At 29.1% G+C, this 17,232-nt stretch carries 18 protein-coding genes and 1 tRNA gene; 10 read left to right on the top strand and 9 right to left on the bottom strand.

The genetic code is table 11. The features are described from left to right. Positions 1-90 precede the first annotated feature (90 nt). Positions 91-1,404, top strand: coding sequence for a dihydrolipoyl dehydrogenase family protein (locus ACUV9F_RS00710; protein WP_446183780.1), 1,314 nt, complete (start codon positions 91-93; stop codon positions 1,402-1,404). Here ACUV9F_RS00710 and ACUV9F_RS00705 read toward each other — a convergent pair. From ACUV9F_RS00705 to ACUV9F_RS00695, 3 genes are all read right to left on the bottom strand, one after another. Then, positions 1,379-2,899, bottom strand: coding sequence for an ABC transporter permease/substrate-binding protein (locus ACUV9F_RS00705; RefSeq protein ID WP_446183779.1), 1,521 nt, complete (start codon positions 2,897-2,899; stop codon positions 1,379-1,381). The genes ACUV9F_RS00710 and ACUV9F_RS00705 overlap by 26 nt on opposite strands. 1 nt (position 2,900) lies before the next feature. Then, positions 2,901-3,836: an ABC transporter ATP-binding protein gene (locus tag ACUV9F_RS00700; RefSeq protein ID WP_446183778.1), complete on the bottom strand. Its 936-nt coding sequence runs from the start codon at positions 3,834-3,836 to the stop codon at positions 2,901-2,903. A gap of 91 nt (positions 3,837-3,927) precedes the next feature. Next, a complete protein-coding gene (locus ACUV9F_RS00695) occupies positions 3,928-4,692 on the bottom strand; it encodes a flavodoxin family protein (RefSeq protein WP_446183777.1) in 765 nt (254 codons plus the stop codon). Positions 4,693-4,795: 103 nt separating this feature from the next. Here ACUV9F_RS00695 and ACUV9F_RS00690 point away from each other — a divergent pair, with 103 nt between their 5' ends. The 5 genes from ACUV9F_RS00690 (at position 4,796) to ACUV9F_RS00670 (ending at position 10,196) form a co-directional block, all read left to right on the top strand. Further along, positions 4,796-5,227, top strand: coding sequence for a GNAT family N-acetyltransferase (locus tag ACUV9F_RS00690; protein ID WP_446183776.1), 432 nt, complete (start codon positions 4,796-4,798; stop codon positions 5,225-5,227). A 1-nt stretch (position 5,228) separates the two neighbouring features. After that, positions 5,229-5,867: an SDR family oxidoreductase gene (locus tag ACUV9F_RS00685; RefSeq protein WP_446183775.1), complete on the top strand. Its 639-nt coding sequence runs from the start codon at positions 5,229-5,231 to the stop codon at positions 5,865-5,867. Positions 5,868-5,888: 21 nt separating this feature from the next. Continuing rightward, positions 5,889-6,755 carry an NAD(P)-dependent oxidoreductase gene (locus ACUV9F_RS00680; protein WP_446183774.1) on the top strand — a complete coding sequence of 289 codons (867 nt, stop codon included), beginning with the start codon at positions 5,889-5,891 and terminating at the stop codon, positions 6,753-6,755. A 40-nt stretch (positions 6,756-6,795) separates the two neighbouring features. Next, positions 6,796-8,337, top strand: a complete 1,542-nt coding sequence (locus ACUV9F_RS00675) for a ClC family H(+)/Cl(-) exchange transporter (RefSeq protein ID WP_446183773.1) — start codon at positions 6,796-6,798, stop codon at positions 8,335-8,337. 350 nt (positions 8,338-8,687) lie between these two features. Further along, complete coding sequence (locus ACUV9F_RS00670) at positions 8,688-10,196, top strand: AcpB/EbpR/MafR family transcriptional regulator (protein ID WP_446183772.1); 1,509 nt, start codon at positions 8,688-8,690, stop codon at positions 10,194-10,196. 55 nt (positions 10,197-10,251) lie between these two features. On the opposite strand, the gene ACUV9F_RS00665 is transcribed toward ACUV9F_RS00670, so the two are convergent. Together ACUV9F_RS00665 and ACUV9F_RS00660 are read right to left on the bottom strand one after the other, a co-directional pair. Continuing rightward, positions 10,252-10,806, bottom strand: coding sequence for an LOG family protein (locus tag ACUV9F_RS00665; protein WP_446183771.1), 555 nt, complete (start codon positions 10,804-10,806; stop codon positions 10,252-10,254). Continuing rightward, positions 10,803-11,348, bottom strand: a complete 546-nt coding sequence (locus tag ACUV9F_RS00660) for a TetR/AcrR family transcriptional regulator (RefSeq protein ID WP_446183770.1) — start codon at positions 11,346-11,348, stop codon at positions 10,803-10,805. Before ACUV9F_RS00660 ends, ACUV9F_RS00665 begins: the two co-directional genes overlap by 4 nt. 132 nt (positions 11,349-11,480) lie before the next feature. Between ACUV9F_RS00660 and ACUV9F_RS00655 the strand changes: the two genes are divergently transcribed. The 3 genes from ACUV9F_RS00655 to ACUV9F_RS00645 all read left to right on the top strand — a co-directional run bounded on the left by ACUV9F_RS00655 (position 11,481) and on the right by ACUV9F_RS00645 (position 14,440). After that, on the top strand, positions 11,481-12,539 hold the full coding sequence (locus tag ACUV9F_RS00655; RefSeq protein WP_446183769.1) for an ABC transporter permease: 1,059 nt from the start codon (positions 11,481-11,483) through the stop codon (positions 12,537-12,539). Further along, entirely contained in the window at positions 12,539-13,210 is a 672-nt protein-coding gene (locus tag ACUV9F_RS00650) for an ABC transporter ATP-binding protein (RefSeq protein WP_446183768.1), read from the top strand. The genes ACUV9F_RS00655 and ACUV9F_RS00650 overlap by 1 nt, the downstream gene beginning before the upstream one ends. 123 nt (positions 13,211-13,333) lie before the next feature. Next, positions 13,334-14,440: an SLC13 family permease gene (locus ACUV9F_RS00645; RefSeq protein ID WP_446183767.1), complete on the top strand. Its 1,107-nt coding sequence runs from the start codon at positions 13,334-13,336 to the stop codon at positions 14,438-14,440. Positions 14,441-14,466: 26 nt separating this feature from the next. On the opposite strand, the gene ACUV9F_RS00640 is transcribed toward ACUV9F_RS00645, so the two are convergent. Continuing rightward, a complete protein-coding gene (locus ACUV9F_RS00640) occupies positions 14,467-15,306 on the bottom strand; it encodes an aldo/keto reductase (RefSeq protein ID WP_446183766.1) in 840 nt (279 codons plus the stop codon). A 125-nt stretch (positions 15,307-15,431) separates the two neighbouring features. On the opposite strand from ACUV9F_RS00640, the gene ACUV9F_RS00635 reads away from it, so the two are divergent. Next, a complete protein-coding gene (locus ACUV9F_RS00635) occupies positions 15,432-15,878 on the top strand; it encodes a nucleoside 2-deoxyribosyltransferase (protein ID WP_446183765.1) in 447 nt (148 codons plus the stop codon). A gap of 29 nt (positions 15,879-15,907) precedes the next feature. On the opposite strand, the gene ACUV9F_RS00630 is transcribed toward ACUV9F_RS00635, so the two are convergent. From ACUV9F_RS00630 to ACUV9F_RS00620, 3 genes are all read right to left on the bottom strand, one after another. After that, complete coding sequence (locus ACUV9F_RS00630; RefSeq protein WP_446183764.1) at positions 15,908-16,531, bottom strand: HD domain-containing protein; 624 nt, start codon at positions 16,529-16,531, stop codon at positions 15,908-15,910. Between the two features lie 54 nt (positions 16,532-16,585). Next, on the bottom strand, positions 16,586-17,104 hold the full coding sequence (locus ACUV9F_RS00625) for a dihydrofolate reductase family protein (protein WP_446183763.1): 519 nt from the start codon (positions 17,102-17,104) through the stop codon (positions 16,586-16,588). A gap of 50 nt (positions 17,105-17,154) precedes the next feature. Then, positions 17,155-17,227, bottom strand: a tRNA-Thr gene (locus ACUV9F_RS00620). Between the last annotated feature and the right edge of the window lie 5 nt (positions 17,228-17,232).

Below are 17,232 nucleotides of genomic sequence, written 5' to 3'. Positions count from 1 at the left end.
TAACCGTATACCCGTAAATGATTTTTGTCAATTTTATTTTATAGACGAAATAAATATCAACATGTTATATTGAAAAAAGAGGACACTATTATGAATAAAAAATATGAAACAATTATAATTGGATCAGGCCCTGGGGGTTTAGCTTCGGCTTACGCTCTCAACCAAAAACAAGCAGTGCTTGTTGTCGAAAATAATCTTTGGGGTGGAACTTGTCCAAATTATGGATGTGATCCAAAAAAAATGTTGTATTCTGCAATACAAGCAAAAAATCAGTCGAAAAATCTGAATGGATTTGGATTAGATAGTACTCCAAAAATTATTTGGAAAGATCTTATGAAGTTCAAATCTTCTTATACAAACAAAATTCCTATTGAAACTAAAAATAGTTTGACTTCTAATAATATTGATACTGTTTATGGAGAAGCTTCATTTATTTCGAAAAATTCTATATCTGTTAATAACGAAATTTACACAGCTGATAATTTTATTATTGCTACTGGACAATCACCAATTATTCCTGATATTCCAGGAAAAGAGTATTTCAATACAAGTACTGATTTTCTTTCATTTGAAAATCTCCCTTCAAAAATCGCATTTGTTGGTGCTGGATATGTTTCAATTGAGTTAGCAAATATCGCTGCTGAATCTGGCGCTGAAGTTCATATAATTCAACACAATGATAAAATCTTAAGAGATTTTCCTGAATCCTATTCGAAAAAAATAATATCCGATTTAGAGAATAAAGGGATTATTTTTCACTTTAATACCTCTGTAACAGAATTAACCAACGATACTATTTTAGGAACTGATAATCTAAATTTAAAAGTTAATAAGACTATTTCCGCCTTAGGTCGACGTCCTAATATTGATAATCTTAATCTGGAAATAGCTGGAGTAGATTTTGATAAAAAAGGGATTTTGACAAACGAATTCTTACAAACAACTAATGATAATATTTATGCCATCGGTGATGTATTAAGCAAGACCGTTCCAAAATTGACACCTGTTGCAACCTTTGAGGGTTCTTATGTAGCAAATCATATTCTTGGTGATCAAAAAGCAGTATCATATCCTAAAATACCTCAGACGGCCTTTGTTAATAAAGAAATCTCAAAATTTGGTATTTCCATTGAAGAAGCAAAAAAAAATCCCGATCAATATGAAATTATTGATCAGGACGTAACAAATTGGTATTCCTTTAATAGAATCAAGGAAAGTGACGCTAGAGTTACTACTATTTTTGAAAAAAATATATTTGTAGGCGCTGTTGTTTATTCATCTATAAGTGATGAGATAATTAACTATCTCACTTTTATTTCAGACCACAATATTGATAAAGAGCAATTGAGTAGAATGATTTTTTCCTACCCATCTCCTGCTAGTGACTTAAAATATTATTTTTAATCAAATACTGTCTAGCTACGACATCTGCTTTTTTATGCTTTACTGTGACTTGATAATTCATTTCTCTCATATCAGCATCAGTTATTTTACCCGAAAGTTTGTTTAATTGACTAACAACTTTGGGGTTTTTATTTGCAAAATCTTGATTCATTAAAGGAGCTCCTTGATATGGAGGAAACATTTGTTTATCATCATTTAACACCACTAAATTATATTCTTTTATTTCAGCATCTGTTGTAAAACCATCAACAATATTTACTTTTCCTTGTATTAATGCCTTGTACCTAAAACTTGGATCTAAAGTTTTTATATCACTTATTCTTATTCCATATAGTTTTTTGAGTCCTTTGTAGCCATCTTTTTGATGGTAAAAATCATTGTCAAATCCTGCTTTTAAACTGTACAATACATTATTCAAATCACTAATATTTTTCAGATTATATTTTTGTGCAAAATCTTTTTTAACCACCAGTGCAAATCCATTTTGATATTTCATTGGTGACAAATATGCCATGCTATATTTCTTTTTTAATCCTTCTTTTGCAAGTTTATAAGTCTTATCCTGATTGTGATTTACTTTAGAAGTTTTTATTAACGATTCCATTACTGTCCCTGTAAATTCGGGATATAAATCTATTTGGTTGGTTTTTAATGCATTAAATAAAAAAATAGTTCCGCCAAAGTTACTCTTTAAAATAACTCGAGTTTTAGGTGATTTTTCCTGAATCAAGTCTTTATACATATTTATTAATATCTCAGGTTCACTCCCCATTTTACCTGCTATAACTATATTTTTATTATCTGATTTTTCCAAATTAAACATTGTTGTACCTGTAATAACTATTAACAATGATACTAATATAATAAATATTTTTTTTAATGACAATTTACTTACCAGCTTAATTAAAAAACTAAATATCATTGCTAATAATGCGGCTGCAACAGCACCTATAATTAATAAAGCATTATTATTTGTTTGTATTCCTAATAGTATATAAGATCCTAATCCACCTGCTCCTATAAGTGCTGCTAGTGTTGCTGTTCCAACAACTGATACCGTTGCTATTCTAATACCTGAGATTATCATATTTTTTGATAGTGGTAATTGTATCTTTACTAATTTTTTAAATTCCGTTAATCCAAATGCTTCCGCAGCTTCATTAAGTGAAGGATCTATTGAAACTAGCCCCAAATAAGAATTCTGAAATATAGGTAAAATAGCATATACAACAAGTGCAATAATAGCCGGTATCGTCCCTATTCCAACAAAGGGAATTAACAATCCTAACAAAGCTAAACTAGGAATTGTTTGAAAAATACCTGTTATTTGTAATATGATTTCTGCTATTTTTTTATGTTTTCTAAGTAAAATTGCTAATGGAACTGCAATAAGTATTGCAATAAAAATTGAAACTAGTGATATTTCTATATGTTGAAAAATAGCCTTTATTATTTGACCTCTTTCCGTTTGGAAAGTTCTAATTATTTCATTCATACTAATTTATAATTTGTTCATCACTGATAAAACTCAAAAAATTATCGATTGTGATAAAACATTCCCCAACTTTGATATTTTTATTTTCCTTAAAAATTTGAGCAAGTTCAAAAACGGGTGTTTCGTTACTTACCTCTATAAACTTCTCATTCTCAGGAATTTTCTTTTGTGCATAATCAATAGTCACCAAATACTGAGCCGTTATATTTTTAAGGTTATGACTATCTTTAAAAAAACTTTTCACAAAATCATTAACTGGTGTATTAAGAATTTCTTTCGTTGTTCCGACCTGTTGAATAGCACCATCTTTCATAACGGCTATCTTTGTTCCAACTTTAAGTGCTTCTTGCATATCATGAGTAACAAAAACAAAGGTAGATTTTATATCTTGGTGCAATTTAATAATTATATCTTGTAATTGTCTTCTTGATATGGGATCTAATGCACTAAAAGGCTCGTCCATCAAAATAATTTTAGGTCCTGTTGATATTGCTCGAATGATTCCTACTCTCTGCTGCTCTCCTCCCGATAATTCACTGGGATATCTATCAGCATAAATTTTATGGTCTAAACCTACCTGATCTAATAAATTATTTACACGATCTTTTATATCTCTTTTTTTCCATTTTAGTTGTTCTAATTGGATTGCAACATTTTCGCAAATAGTCATATTAGGAAATAACGCAATATTTTGTAATACATATCCTGTATGTAATCTAAATTCACGTAAATCAAAATCAGTTATATCTTTACCATCAACTAATATATTTCCACTATTTGGTTTAATCAATCTATTAATCATTTTTAGAGTGGTTGTTTTCCCACTCCCACTTGGGCCAACTAATACAAACAACTCATTGTCATCTATTTTTAAATTCAAGTCACTTATTACTGAATTATCATCGTAATTTTTAGAAATATTTTTAAATTCAATCATATTTAATCTCTACTTTTTAACTTTATAAACATATATTAATTAATCCCAAAATAAAAGTACATCATACGATGTACTTTTTAAAATTATATTTTTATCTTCTTCTATGTTTCATAAAAGTCACAAAGTGTAAAATAATAGCCAATAAAATAAAGAATATTATAGTAAAACTAACATAATTTATCCAAAAATTATTCATTGATACTACACTACCTAATCCTGCTTGAATTCCCATAGTTAATAATGCCATTATTGCTATCATAAAAAATAATTGTATATATCTTTTCAAAGTAGAATCATCCTTTCGTATTTTATTGGAAATTTTTTCTCCATATTTTTTACAAATTTTTTTCTTATTTTCAGGTAATTCCTTCATACCAAATGTACCAGGCAAAACAATCTCACCAACTTTTATAACACCAGCAGTACTCATAACTCTATCAATTGTTTTAAAACTCTCGTCAGTAACTCCAGTTATAAAATTCTCTGTTTTACTTGCATAACAACTAGTTAGGCTCAAATAATGTTTATTTTTAAATGGTCCGGGTATTGTATCTCCATTTTGTTTAAAATAAACAAACTTCGGTCTCATGCAATCAAAAAAGTTTTTTAATACACCTGATAATTCACGCCAATAAGTTGGAGCAGCAAATACCCAAACATCCGCTTGCATTAACTTTTCACTTAATTCTTCTAATACAAGATTTTTCTCACCACGTTTTCTTGGGGTGATTTTATAATCTTCTAGAAATATTGTTTCTTGTTCACAACTTTCATTCACATTTTTCATTACTTCTGCTAAGAGCTGGGCATTTATACCATTTCTTTGATGGCTAGCCAAAATCCCCAATATTTTCATATAATCAACTCCTTCAACTTAATTATAACTATAATACTTTTTGGTTTCTATTTTATTTTTTATAGCTACAATAAAGATATAAATTAATAAAAGGGGGAATCTTATGGAGATAAAGATCACTACTGATTTAAATTCCCAGATTTATAAAGATGCATTACAGATAAGAAAAAATGTATTTGTTAAAGAACAAAATGTGCCTGAAGATATGGAAATCGATGAATTTGAAAGCAACTCAACATATTTAGTCGGCTACAAAGACTCCATACCAATCGTTACTGCTAGGTTTTACAATACAGCTGATAACGGCTGGCATATTCAAAGAGTAGCTACCGTCAAAGAATTTAGAAAAAAAGGATTAGCTAAACAATTACTAAAACATATCGAAAACATGGCCCAAAATAAGCATATTAATTATTTGATTTTAGGTGCTCAAGATCAGGCACAAGAATTTTATTTAAAACTGGGATATCATGTGATTGGTGAACAATATATTGATGCAGGAATTAATCATCATGACATGAAAAAGGAGATATAACATGGAAAACACGTTTATTATTGGTGCAAACGGACAAATTGGCCAACTACTAGTTAAAAAATTACAAAGTAAAAATATTAATTTTACTGCCGGTGTTAGGAAAAAGGAACAGCTTGAAAATCTCCAAGAAAAAAATATACCTTCTAAATTAATTGATCTTCAATCATCAGTTGAAGAAATTGCCAAAGCACTGGAAGGTAGCGACAGTATTATTTTCACCGCAGGTTCTGGTGGTAAAACAGGCGATGATATGACTTTAGAAATCGATCTAGATGGTGCTGTTAAAACAATGGAAGCAGCCCAAAGAGCTGGTATCAAGCGTTACATAATGGTGAGTTCTGCTCAAGCTGATGACAGAGAAAAATATAAAGACTCACCAATAAAACCATATATGATAGCAAAATTTTATGCGGATCGTGAGTTAAGACGTTCAAATCTTGACTATACAATCATACATCCCGGTGTATTAACCAATGATCAACCAACAGGAAAAATCTCGGTTGATGACTTTAGTAAAAACACCAAAATTTCTCGTTTTGATGTAGCCGATGTATTGTCCTCATTAATTGATAATAAAAAATCTATTCGTAAAGATTACTCTATTGTAAATGGTGATACTGATATTAATACTGCTTTTTAATTTTATAAAAGGAGAATTATCATGAAAACAATTGGATTTATTGGTACTGGTGTTATGGGAACTGGGATAATTAATAATCTATTAAAAGCTAATTATCCCATTAATATATATACTCGCACAAAATCAAAAGCAGAACCTCTACTTTCAAAAGGTGCTAATTGGTTTGATTCACCTAAAAGTGTAACCGAAAGTTCAGATATTATCATGAGTATGGTTGGTTTTCCAAAAGATGTAGAGGATATATATTTTTCTAATTCAGGAATATTTGCTGGTGCAACTTCAGATAAAATCTTAGTTGATATGACAACAAGTACACCCACTCTGGCAAAAAAAATTGGTGAATTTGCTGAAAAAAATAATATTAAAGCAATAGACGCACCCGTTTCTGGTGGAGATTTAGGAGCTAAAAACGGAACTCTAACAATTATGGTTGGAGGAGATGAAGAAGCTTATGGCGAATTATTACCAATTTTTGAAGTTATTGGTGGAACATTTAATTACTTTGGATCATACGGTGCTGGTCAAAATGCTAAGATGGCAAATCAAATTATGATTGCTGGAACCATGACAGGAATGACCGAGCTACTAGTTTATGCCAAAGCAGCTAACTTAGATTTGAATAAAATTGTTGACACTGTTAAAGGTGGCTCAGCCGCTAATTGGAGTCTTTCTAACTATGCGCCAAGAGTATTAAAGGATGATTTTACTCCTGGATTTTTTGCTAAACATTTTCTAAAAGATTTACGAATTGCTCTTGATGAAGCAGCAAAAATGAATATAGACTTACCCGCTACTAAAGTTGCTACTCAATTATATGAAACACTAGTTGACGAAAAAAATCTCGGTGATGATGGTACTCAGGCATTAATTAAATTATGGTGGAATTAAAAAGACATTTATATGTCTTTTTTTGTTCTATAATGTATATATGAAAAAAAATAAATTACTCAACAATACAAATATTTTATTTATTCTAAAAGGCGCCTTAATCGGAACAATGACTGGAATAGTCGTCAGTCTATTTAGATTAGCTATTCAAAAAATGTTATTTATTATTATATCTTTTTTTAGTCTTGCTCATTCAAATCACATATATCTATTTATACTCATTTTTATATTTTTAATAATTGGAGTAATAGCTTCTTTATTGATTAAATCTGATCAAAATATTAAAGGTTCTGGTATTCCTGAAATTGAAGGCCAACTTATGGGAGAATTAAATGTTTCTTGGTTTTCAGTACTTTGGAAAAAATTTATTGCTGGTATTTTAAGTATTGGATCTGGATTGTTTTTAGGACGTGAAGGACCATCAATTCAATTAGGTGGAGTAATTGGACAAGGAACTTCAGAAATAATTAATTCCAACCCTTCCGAGAAAAGAATATTAATTGCAAGTGGTGCAGCGGCAGGACTATCCGCTGCATTTAATGCTCCTATTGCGGGCACTTTATTTATTTTAGAGGAAGTCTATCACAATTTTTCTCCTTTAGTTTGGATAAGTGCGTTATCAAGTTCTTTATTTTCTGATTTTATTTCATCTAATTTTTTTGGTTTAACACCCGTTTTAAATATTCACTATACAAAAAGTTTCCCATTAAATTATTATTGGATTTTAATAATCTTAGGGATAATTCTCGGATTACTTGGCTTTATATATCAAAAATCAACATTAATAATGCCAAATATCTATGAAAAATTATTTGCTAATATTCCAAATTATTTTTATGGATTTATTCCATTACTTATTTTAGTTCCTATTGGTTACTATGCCCCTAAATTTTTAGGTGGCGGAAATTCCTTAATTCTGGATCTTTCCCAGCAACACATCACTCTTTTTTTAATAATCTTTATTTTTCTACTTAGATTTAGTTTTTCCATCATTTCTTATGGATCAGGTTTACCAGGTGGTATTTTTCTTCCTATCTTAACATTAGGTGCACTAATAGGAGGAATTTTAGGACTAATTTTGAATCAGTTTCACTTGCTTCCTACTGAGTATATTTCTAATCTCTTAATATTTTCTATGGCCGGTTATTTTTCAGGAATAGGAAAAGCTCCTTTTTCAGCAATTATTTTAATAACAGAAATGGTTGGTAATTTGTCCCATTTATTGCCACTTGCTGTAGTTTCTTTAGTAGCTTATATAACAGTTGATGTATTAGGAGGTGCTCCTATCTATGAGTCTTTACTCCAAAAGAAAATATCAATCAACAAAGTTAATCAACTAAGTAGTGATATTGATCAACTTGAATTTCCAATATACGAAAACAGTTCATTTACGCAGCAAAGAGTTAGAAATATAAAATGGCCTCAAAAGACTTTGTTAAGCTATATTAGACATGGGGATAACAACATTATTCCAAATGGGGATACAGTTATTAGACCAGGAGATACACTTATAGTTTTAATTGATAGTAAAAAAAGAGCAGAAGTTAAAAAAGAATTAGATATTCTATCTAAAAGAGAATAGCAAAAAACCAACCTATAAAGGTTGGTTTTTTTATTCAGTCACTCTGAATTTATATATTCTTACTCTAACTAAACTTTCCCCTTAAGTTTTCCCCAAAACCGCTGGTCCCCAAAAATTCTTTTCCCCAAAAGAATTTACATTTAAAGACGTATTTTTATACTACGTCGTTAACAGTTCCTAGTATAACGAATAGTTTTTTTGAATTCATACCAAGTATGTTCATTTAAATAGTTTTTTTTGATAATTTCTACTATTTGTCCCATATATTTACTTTTAATAGGAAAAAAATGATATTTTTTGATAAAATACGAGTAATAGAATTATATTGTCTATATGATGGGGAGAAATTTATGTATAGGAATAAATTTTTAGATTCTTGGGACGAAAAAAAATTTGAACTACTACTATATTTGAATAGTCATAACAACAACTGTACAAAAGAGGCTTGTTATACTTATTTAGGTATTACACCAAAAACTCTTTTTAAAATTTGTCAATCTTTAGATGATGTTTCAAAAGAAACCGATTTTTTCACCTTAGATATTACACAAAACAGACTATTGTTAAAAATAAATGATCAAAAAAATCTATCGAATATCTTTTTTTATTTTCTTTCTAAATCAACTAATTATGCTGTGATTTCACAACTTTTTTATAAGAAAGAAATTAACATGTTAGATTTACAAGATGAATTAGGTATTAGTCACTCAACTCTGTATAGAAAACTTGATGAATTAAATGAATTATTATCAGTTTTTAAGCTCAAAATTTCTAATAAATCCTTAAAAGGTCCTGAACTACAGATACGTCATTTCTTCGTTGATTATTCCATCAATTTTATCCCACATGATTATCTATTAGAGAATTTAACCAATACAAAAATCAATGATTCAGTTGATTTTTTTGAAGAGTCTTTTAATCTTAAACTTTCCCCAGAAGCAAATTTACTATTAAAAATCTATCTATCAATAGTAAAAAAACGCTATGAAAAAGATAAAATTGATACATCATCTTTAATGAATGAATTTCCATTTACTGCAACTAATTATACTTTTTCAACCCAGCTGAGTTTTATGAATGTTTATCAAAAATCATTTATTTATAAAGACTTATCTGAATATCTAGATACTTTTTTTAATAAATTTAACCTAAAAAATTCTCCCGAAGAAACAATAATGTTCTTATTGTTTTTAATGGGAAATAATATCGTCCCTATAAACTCTAAAATATTTAATGCTATAATGACAATTCAAGATTCTTCTAATTCACCAATTACAGGAATTGTGGGAAGAATTTTAGATTTATTAATTTCAAATCAATTACTAAATAGTGATGACTTATTTTTACAAAAAGAGATTTCTGATTATATTAATATAATTTGTTGGAACCAAAGCATTTACTATGGTGGTATTTATATGTATGAAGATTCTAGCTTTGAAAATTTTATTGACTTACGAAAATTCAAACCAATAAGAGAATTTATCAATAATTTTTTCACGTCTGAATATCCTGAAATGGCTAACTATGAGTCACAAAATAAAAGTTTCATTACTAATCTACTTCTAATTTTTTTGTTTGCATCAAATCACAGTTCGAAATCATATAAAATCGGCGTAGATATACAGGGAGAAATGATGCACAGTAAATTAATTCAAATGAGATTAATTAATCGTATCAATTCTTTAGGTTATGTTGTAGCAACAAAGGTTCAACCACTTTCACAATATGATTTAATAGTCAGCAACATTGACTCACCAGCATTTAGAAAACAATCCAAAGATTACTACCTTTTAAATCATCAGTTTACACCTGAAGACTTTAATATAATCGAAGAAGTTATTCGAAAAAAAGTAGAATAATATACTTTCCAGCAAAAAAGCGTCTTTTCTAATCAGGAAAAGACGCTTTTTGATATCAGAAAATAAAACTATCATAGTTTTTAATAAAGTCATTTATCTGTTCAAATGAATCTGAAAATAGAAGCATTTTTCTATGTTCCTTCGTCAAAAATCCTAAATCAACCATTTGATCATACATTTTTTCAAGAGAATCATAGTAACCAGCTTGGTTAAAAATAATATTAGGTTTAGCATTTTGACCTACTCTAGCCCAAGAATAGGATTGACTGATTTCCTCAATTGTTCCAGGACCTCCTGGTAAGGCTAAAAAAGCATCAGCTAAATTCATCATTTTTTCTTTTCTTTGATCCATTGTATCAACTATCTCTAAAGAAGTTAGATTTTCATGTGCTTGCTCATCATCAACTAAAAAAGTTGGAATTACGCCATATACTTTGCCTCCTAAATCTAAAACAGTGTCTGCAAGTATCCCCATTAGCCCTCTATTACCACCACCATAAACTAAGTCGTAGTTATTTTTAACTATCCATTTTCCTACTTCAACTGTATTTTTTAAATATTTCTTATCAAATCCTTTTGAAGCTCCACAGTACACAGCAATTTTAGTCATTTTTTCTCCTCTAGGTAAGGTCTTATAGAATTATTTATTAAAGAAGTCATCATTTCTATAGTATTCTCATCAAAATTATTTCTTGATTTTATGAGAGTGTGCATAAATCCAATCATTCCCCAACATGTATAGCTTAAAATATAATTACCATCATCATTATTTTTAAAAGGGAGTATTTCAATCCCTCTTTTTATTGTTAATTTAAGAAGATTATTCATTAAATTTGAATCTTTATTTCTACATAAAATCCCCAGCTCTTTCATATTATCAAAAACATAGTTTAATACATGTGTGAAGTATTTGATACTCTTCTCATTGGCATTGTACGCCTCTACCATTTTTGAGAATTCGGTTAAAGCATGTTTTTCTGTTTTGTTTTGTAAATCATAAATATCCTTATAATGTATATAAAAAGTTCTACGATTTAAGTCCGCTTTTTTTGTGATTTCTGTGACTGAAATTTCATTAATTGGTTTTGCTTCTAAAAAGTATATAAAACTTTTTTCAATACTTCGTTGTGTTTTCAATGATCTTCTATCCATAATGGTCCCCCTGATAATTTATACATAATTATACATCAAGTGTGTATTAATTCACACTATAAGTTATATTGCCTATTGTGAGTTGATTTATAAGTATTAGTATTAACCACAGTAATCAAAAAGGAGATAATTATGTTTTTAGCACTTAAAGAAATCAAACACAGTAAAATCAAATTCAGTTTATTGACTTTAATAATATTTTTAATAATTTTTTTAGTTATGTTTATAACCGGATTGGCAAATGGACTTTCTAATGATGGAAAATCCGCAATTAGTTCTAGCAAAATTCAGAGCTTCGTTTTAGAAAAAAATTCTAGTAATAGAATTAGTCGTTCAAATTTAACCAATGACGATATAAAAAAAATTAAACAAAAAAATAATAACCTTACACCTTTAACCGTATCTCAAAGAACAATTCAAAGTTCTAATAATAAAAACAATAAAAACGATATATCTTTTTTTGCAATTGATATGAATGCCTTTTTAAAGCCTGAAATAAGTGAAGGTAAAAATATATCGAATTCAGATATGTCAAATATTGTTGCAAGTAAAAAACTTAAAAAATTAGGATATCATATTGGAGATAAGGTTAAAGAAACAATCACCAATAAGGAATTTAAAATAGTCGGGTTTACCGCTGATAAATCCTATTCTCATACTCCAGTTATTTATATTAACAACAATGAAAACAGCAAAATATCCACCTTAGGTATTAATACTCTTGTAAGCAAGAAAAAAATTTCTAACATCAATAATTTTGATGTTGTTAATACCTCAACAATCATAAAAAATATTCCTGGTTACTCTGAAGAGCAAGGCTCATTATTAATGATGATTGGATTTTTATTTGCAATTTCTGTAGTTGTTTTAGGTGTGTTTTTCTACATAATAACTCTTGAGAAACTTCCTCAATTAGGAACGCTAAGAGCTCTTGGTACATCTACTAAATATCTAAGCTTCAGTCTAATATCTCAAGTTTCAATTATTACTATACTTGCATTAATTATTTCAGACATACTTATACTTGTGATGAAAGCTTCATTGCCTACCTCTATGCCATTTGAATTAAATTCATTAACACTAATTGGCACAAATCTATTATTTATTATAATCTCAATAATCAGTACATCCCTTTCACTAGTAAAAATTACAAAAGTTGATCCAATCTCTGCAATCGGAGGAAGCAAATAATGGAAGTTTTAAATCTAAAAAATATTTCTAAAATATATAAAGACGGTAATGAAAATATTGAAGTCTTAAAAGATATAAATTTAAGTGTTAATTCAGGAGAATTCGTAGCCATAATTGGTCCTAGTGGTTCTGGTAAAAGTACTTTTTTAACAATGGCAGGAGCTTTACTTCACCCAACAAGTGGTTCTATTGTTATTGATAAAGAAGATATCACTAAAGTTACAGACAAACAATTAACAAATATCCGCTTAAATAAAATAGGATTTATTTTTCAAAATGCTGAGCTAATACCATATTTAAGTGTTGTAGATCAATTAAATTTCATTTCTAAGATTGCCCATATTAAAGAATATGAAACAAATAACTTTAAAATTTTAAAATCTGTCGGTTTAGAAAAACATTTAAAAAAATTCCCAAATCAATTATCTGGTGGTCAAAGACAACGTGTCGCAATTGCGAGAAGTTTAGTAAATAACCCTACTTTATTGCTAGCCGATGAACCTACTGCAAGTCTTGACTCTAAACGAGGTATTGAAATTGTCAAAATGCTACAAACCATTAGCCATCAACAAAATAAAGCTGTCGTAATGGTTACTCATGATGAGAGAATATTAGAATTTGTGGATAAAATTTACAAAATTGATGACGGTAATATGACTCAAGAAATGTGAACTCAATATTTCTTGAGTTTTTTATTTTCAGAAAATAAATATTTTTTCAAAATTATGTTCTCAAATACATCTTTAACCCTTATAATAGTATCTGCATGTTGTTTGTAAATAAGAGGATATGAAATGGCCGTAATTATCAAAAAAATTATCAGTGATAAGGTTCTTTTAATCGCCTTCATCGCTGCCGTTGTAACTAGTTTCTTAACTGCTCCACATATTATTTCTGATATAAATTGGCACACTATAGCATCACTTTTATCTATGATGTTGCTAGTTCAAGTGTATGAATATCTTGATTTTTTAGAATTTATTGCTGCTAGTCTAACAAAAAGAGCTAAGACCGTCCGCCAATTAATGATGGCAATTGTCTGCTTAGCTTTTTTTGGAGCGTCAGTTTTAACCAATGATATCGCCATTCTTACTATGGTTCCACTTTTTCACAAGATGGCAAAAAATCTTAAGATAAGTCCGGTTATGCCTGTTATTTTGATTGCGGTATCTGCTAATTTAGGGAGTATTTTGACACCTTTTGGTAATCCTCATAATTTGTATGTTTTAACTTATTACAATTTATCTATGGGACAATTTTTCAAGATGTCAGTTCCAATAACAATAATCAGTTTCATCGTTTTATTGTTACTAACTTTAACGTTTCCTAAACAAGAGATACATGCTCGCAAACTAAAAAATATTGTATTAAATAAATCAGCACTTTCAATAACTTTTTTTATAACTATATTATTTTTTCTAAGTATTTTTTCAATAATTTCCGTTTGGATTCCGCTAGTTGCAGCTATTATTTGGACCATCTTTTTAAATTATCACGTAATAGAAACCGTCGACTATTCACTATTATTAATCTTTATGTGTTTTGCAGTTGCAGTTGGAAATGCTGGTAGAATCCCTTCTGTCGTAAATTTATTTAAATTTTTAGAACAGGATCAAATGAGTACCTATTTGACAAGCATTGTCACAAGTCAATTCATGAGTAATGTTCCTTCTACTATTCTAGTAGCTCAATTCACTAAAGAAGTTTCTGCTGTATTCTTAGGTACTAATATTGGAGGTCTTGGAACGGTAATTGCTTCAATGGCTAATTTATTAACATTTAAGCAGTATAATTTTTTCTTCAAGGTCAAACCCCTAAGATTTTTGATAATATTTTTTGTAGTAGATGTGTTGTTATTAATTTTGTTTGGAGTAATTGGCGCATTATTATTAAATATTTAAAAAAAGCTGGAAAATTCCAGCTTTTTTTATTTAACTATATTGCTATCAGGATCTGTATCTGGGAGTTTCTCTAATCTTTTCATATCTTCTGGAAGAATTGTAAAGTCAACTTTTGCATTTTCTTCGATATGCTCTTTACCGATAGCCTTAGGTAAAGGTAGTGTGCCATGTTGAATACAATATCTTATTGCTATCTGTGCGGGAGTAACTTGATATTTATTTGCAATTTCTTCAATTACTGAATGAGTTAATAAATTTCCTGTTGCTAAAGGTGAATAAGCTTCCATCAAAATATTATTTTCAACACAAAAATTCATAATTTTAGGTTGAGTAAATCCTACAAAGTGCCTGATTTGATTTACCATAGGACTAATTTCAGAGTCTTTTATAACATTTTCTAAATCCAACACACCAAAATTGGCTACACCAATAGCTCTTACTTTTTTATCTTTATATAATTTTTCAAATGCTTTCCATACTTCCATGTTATCTCTATCATGAATATTTCCCATGTCATTCCATGGCCAAGGAGCTTGTAATAAATATAAATCAATATAATCAGTTTTTAAATTTTCAATAGATTTTTCAAATTCATCTAAAACCTCTTGGAAAGTCATCACTTCAGGAGGCAACTTTGATGATATGAATATATCTTTTCTTTTTATTCTTGAATCTTTTATTGCCTGTCCAATACTACTCTCGTTTTCATATTTTTTTGCTGTGTCAAAATTTCTATATCCTAAATCTATTGCCTGCTTAGTAGCATCATAGGCTAATTGTCCACCAGGGATTTTCCATGTTCCAAACCCTAACTTAGGTATACTTACTCCATTAGAAAGTTCATAAAATTCGTTTATAATACTCATAAAAAAACCTCCTTTGTATATTAATTTCATTATGTCATGCTGCGATTCACTTTACTAATAAAAGACTCATTGAATGTTTTATTTTATTCAATTATGATATTAATAATACTTATTGGAGGAAAATAATGACAAAAAACATTTATCTAGCAGGTCCATTTTTTGATGAACAAAACGAACAAAGAAATCGTGCTCAAAAAGCTTTTGAGGCTCTACAAAAAAACCCAACAGTCGGTGATATATATCTCCCAATGAACAATCAAGAAGCTAATTACCCTGAATTAACTCTTGAATGGAGTAAAGAAGTCTACCATAGAGATATCAATGCCATGCAAGAAGCAGATGCTATAGTTGCCATTCATGACTTTGAAGGTCACGGTATGGATGAAGGAACAGCATTCGAAGTTGGTTGGGCTGTTGGAAAAAAATATATCGTAGTATTCCAAGAAAAGAAAAATCCTGTTAATGTTATGATTTTACAAGCTGCCGACTATTTCACCGATTCTTTTGAAGAATTAAGCAAAATTGATTTTGACAATGAACAAAAAAAAGAATATAACGGCGAAATTATATAAAAAACGATTCTCCTCTGAGAATCGTTTTTTTAGTATTCATCTTTAAATTCTTTTAAGAATTTTTCCATATAGTTATGACGACTTTGGGCTATCCTTTTTCCCTCAGTGGTATTCATTTGATCTTTTAGTAACAATAATTTCTCATAAAAGTGATTAATAACTGTTCCTTCATTTCTATATGTTTCATGCGTTAATTCTTCTCTTGGTTTAATTTTTGAATCGTAAATTTTGTTTCCTTTACTTCCACCGTAGTAAAAAGCTCTTGCGATTCCTATCGCTCCCATTGCATCTAATCTATCAGCATCTTGAACAATTTGTCCTTCAATAGGTAACTGAATTTTATTATCAAGATTTTTAGAATACGACATATTATTAATGATAAACAATATTTTTTCTATATTATCTTCATTGATACCCTGCTTTTTCAAAAAAAGAACTAATTCTTCTTTTGATTTATTTACATCGTTAACAATTTTTTCATCGATTGTATCATGTATATTTGCCGCAATTAAAGTAATCTCAATATCAGCAGTTGGTTCAGTTTCTAAAATTTTCTTTGATAATTCAACAACCCGATCAATATGATCAATAGAGTGTCCTGTTTCATCATTTTTGAGAATTTCATTTCTATAATTAATAATTCTTTTATTCATTTTAGATTTCCGTTCTAATTATTATTAAATCAATTACCTGCATAACAGAATCAATCATTTAATCAAATGTAATTCTGTTAGTTCACCAAGAGGTGTTACTTCTTTTAATTTAAATCTTTGACGATAACTGCCCTCTTCAAATAATCTTTTACCATGTCCAAGTAAAACCGGTACTATTTGTATCCATAATTCATCTATAAGATTTTCTTCAAGAAGTGGTTTAATTATTGATCCACCACCAATAACCCATATCCACTTACCTTCTTTTTTTGCTAATTGCTTAATTATTGTGGCAGGATTTTCAGATACAAATTTAGTATTATTATATTTCATAGTTAAATCATGAGTAAAAACTATTTTTTCTTTTCCAGGATATAATTCTTTAGTATTAAGATAATTTTGTGTTTCTTCAAAAGTGGTTTTTCCCATTACAAATGTATCTACGTTTTTTTCGAACTCTTCATACGTAGATTTGCCATTTAAATTACTTTCAAATAACCAACTTAAATCATCACTATTATCAGATAAAAAGCCATCCAAAGTTACAGCTCCATAAAATACAACTTTTCTCATTTCAGTTACACTCCAATAGCTGTAATTAAACACTTGTAGTATACTTTCTAAGCCACCTAACGGATTTGAACCGTCGACCCCCACCTTACCATGGTGATGCTCTACCTCCTGAGCTAAGGTGGCATATA

This window comes from Daquilactobacillus linshuiensis (assembly GCF_052828685.1).
Note: the sequence above shows the minus strand (reverse complement) of the source record. Positions and strands in the feature narration are given on the sequence as shown.